Annotated in this window: 1 protein-coding gene and 1 pseudogene; one reads left to right on the top strand and one right to left on the bottom strand. The window is 70.3% G+C overall.

Annotated features, from left to right (window positions below; genetic code table 11):
* The coding region (locus VGS97_RS10730) for a hypothetical protein (RefSeq protein ID WP_326853193.1) at positions 1-1,665 on the top strand (1,665 nt) is incomplete at its 5' end.
* 56 nt (positions 1,666-1,721) lie between these two features.
* Here VGS97_RS10730 and VGS97_RS10725 read toward each other — a convergent pair.
* Positions 1,722-2,852, bottom strand: a pseudogene (locus VGS97_RS10725) (hypothetical protein); the annotation flags it as partial.

Below are 2,852 nucleotides of genomic sequence, written 5' to 3'. Positions count from 1 at the left end.
CGCTCATCGCCTCCCCCGCCGACCCCCGACGCGGTCGCGGCGACGATCGCGGACCTGCTGTCGCAGGGCCCGACGGACGGCTTCGCGTTCGAACTCGCCCTCGCCGACCTCGTGCACGCGGCGCGCGAGGACCGATCGGCCCTACGTGCCGCGCTCGCACCTGTCGTCGACAAGGGCTTGGCCCCACAGTTGGGCCTGGGCCGCGGCCAGGGCCGTGACCTGCCGCTCGCGACCCCGCTGCGCCAGCTGCATGCGCTTGCCGTCAACGCGGCCTGGCTTCCCGCCCCGTCTCGGCTCCACGACCGCGCGAGTGGCTACGCGGGTTTCGAACTTGCCCGGCTGTTCCATCGGCTCGCGCTGAACCTCGACCGTCCGCCCGGCATGGACCCGTACGCGTTGCGCACCCCGGCGGACATCCTCACGCTGCGTCTCGCTGAACTCGCCGCGCACATCGGCGACACCGGACCGGTCGAGCCGGTGAGCACTCCGACCGACCCGGACGGCTGGATCGACCCCGACGTGCTGGCCGCACGTATCGCGGCGGCCGAATCCGACGGTTGGCAGCCGTGGCCGCTCGACTTCGACCAAGCGTTGCTGCGCCTGCCGGATTCGCCCGCGCCCATGGCCGCGCGTGCCGCGCATCGTCTCGCGTCACCGGCCGGACGCCGACTTGCCGGGTGGCTACGCGACGGCAGGCCCACCCTCCCGAGCAGCGCCGATCTCGTAGCCGAGGACACGTCAGCTGCGTACGCCCGCACCCGGATCAGTCCCCCGCGGGCTCAGCCGCTCATAACGCTGCCGGAGACGCTCGTCAGCGGCTCGGCCGATGACCGGTACTCCTCGCGCAGCACGGGCCCGCTCGCTCCCAGCACCCTGATCCACCTGCTGCGGCGCGGCTGGTACCCGCCGCGCCCCCTGGCGGACGGCTCCTGCTGGACGATCTGCTGGCCGGCTCTGCTGCCCGGCCGTCCAGACCTCATCGCCATCGCGGCGGCGTGGCACCCGCGGCATCCGGATGCCCATGGCGGATCGTGCCCGACTCCCGTGCTGACCCAACTCGCCCACGCGGCGCAGGCACAGGATTCCGACCCGGATCAAGGTCGCGATGGCAATGATACAGACAGGCACATCGACGGCCACGGCACCCTCGCGGCCATCGCGCGAGCCCTCACGTCCCGCTCCCCGGCCAAGCGCGCCGACGCGGCGCAATCGCTCGCCATCCTCGCCACGTCAGGCCGCTTCGACGCTCACCGCTTCGGCACCGCGCTCGCCGCTTTCGCGACGCGCACCGACCGCCAGTTCCTGCGCACGGCGGTCCCGGCGTTGCAGTACGTGCTGCGGGCGCCTGCCGACGCGCATGATTCCCACGACTCCGACGAAGGCACCGTCAGCGCTCGTGCCGCGGCGATGGACCGCGCCGTAGCGTCCGCGATCGGTACAGCCATCCTCGGCTGGCTTCCCGCGATCCTGCCTCCAGCCGTGAACCAGCCGGAGCCCTACACCTCACACCTGCTGAATCTCGCTGCCGACGCCCTGACGTCAGCCCACGCATCGAGGCAACCGACGTCCGTTCTCGACGCGTTGACGATGCTCGCCAGCCGCCCGAGCCACTCGCCTGTATCAGACGCCGCCCAACGACTGCTGGCCGCGCTCACGAGGGCGTGAGCACGGCCAGCAGACCTGTTGCGTTAATTGCGTCAATTACGTATCGCGACCTCTTTTTACGGCGTTACATGCGCGATGAATGTCGCCCAGTTGGCGAAGGAGTCCGCCTCCTGGCCGGAGATGTATTCGTTGGCCATCCATACCGTGCCGGACGGATCGGACACCGCAGCCGAGTAGTCGCCCCAGCGGACAGTGCCGTGGCCACCGAACGCCTTGACCGCGGTCAAGTCATCGGCCGCATTGGCTCCACGCGCGCTGACGAACACCGGCCCGGCGCCGCTCGACAGCGAGATCGGAGCCCACGCCGCGCTCGGGTGGTTGTCCGGCCCGGCGAGCGTGAACGCCATGATCGCCTTGCCCGAGGGGGTGACGCCGATCGACGGGAACAGAACGTCTTCGGCGTTGACCGCCAGGTAACCCTGTCCGGCCAGCGTCGCGCTCAACGCACCGCCCGCCGCGGTGGCCGGCGTGGTCGCGAACCACGCGATGCCGGAAACCGTCGGCCCCTGCGGGGTCTTGACCCCGGTGTTGACCGCGCTCCAGAGCCTCCCGCCCGCGAAGACCGCTTGGTTCATCCGGTCGTCGTTGGTGGACAGCATCGGAAGATGGTCACTGATGATCAGCGTCCCGGGAGCCTGCGACGCGTTGGGCGGCTGGGCGTAGAGCTCACTCGGCACGACGACCTCGTGCAGCGCCACGTTCGGTGACTTGCCGTTCAAGGACGCGGTGTTGGTGAGGTTCCACACCGCGATCGTGTTCGCGCTGGTGCCTAGCGCGGGCGCGGCCCCGAAGTCCTGCGCGCTCTGGAAGTACTCGGTGCCGTTCGCCGCGCTCTCGTACCCCGACGCGGGCGCCGTCGCCGGCTGGATCGAGAACGCCACGCCGCCGAGCGTGCTGGTCACCGCCGGGTCCAGACCCGGTTGCAGGTGGATGACCGCCGTGTTCTTGCCAGTCTCCAGGCCCAGCTTCGACATCACGTACATCTGGGCTCCGTTGAAGGCGGGGCCGGTGATCGAGTACTCGTTCGTCGTGATGTAGAAGCCGTTGGCGTCGGCCCCGATCAGCGGCTGGTCACCGAAGCACGGGCAGCCGGCGTCGCTGGGGGTTCCGGCGGTTCCGTCATCCGTCGTGGCGAACGTGTAGATGTTCCACGTGCCGGTCGGGTCGGAGGTCGCGGTCACCGCCAC

Origin of the sequence: Actinocrinis sp., assembly GCF_035946395.1 — a bacterium.
GTDB lineage: Bacteria > Actinomycetota > Actinomycetes > Streptomycetales > Catenulisporaceae > Actinocrinis.
The sequence above is the reverse complement of the archived record's forward strand: the minus strand, read 5'-3'. Positions and strand labels throughout refer to the sequence as shown.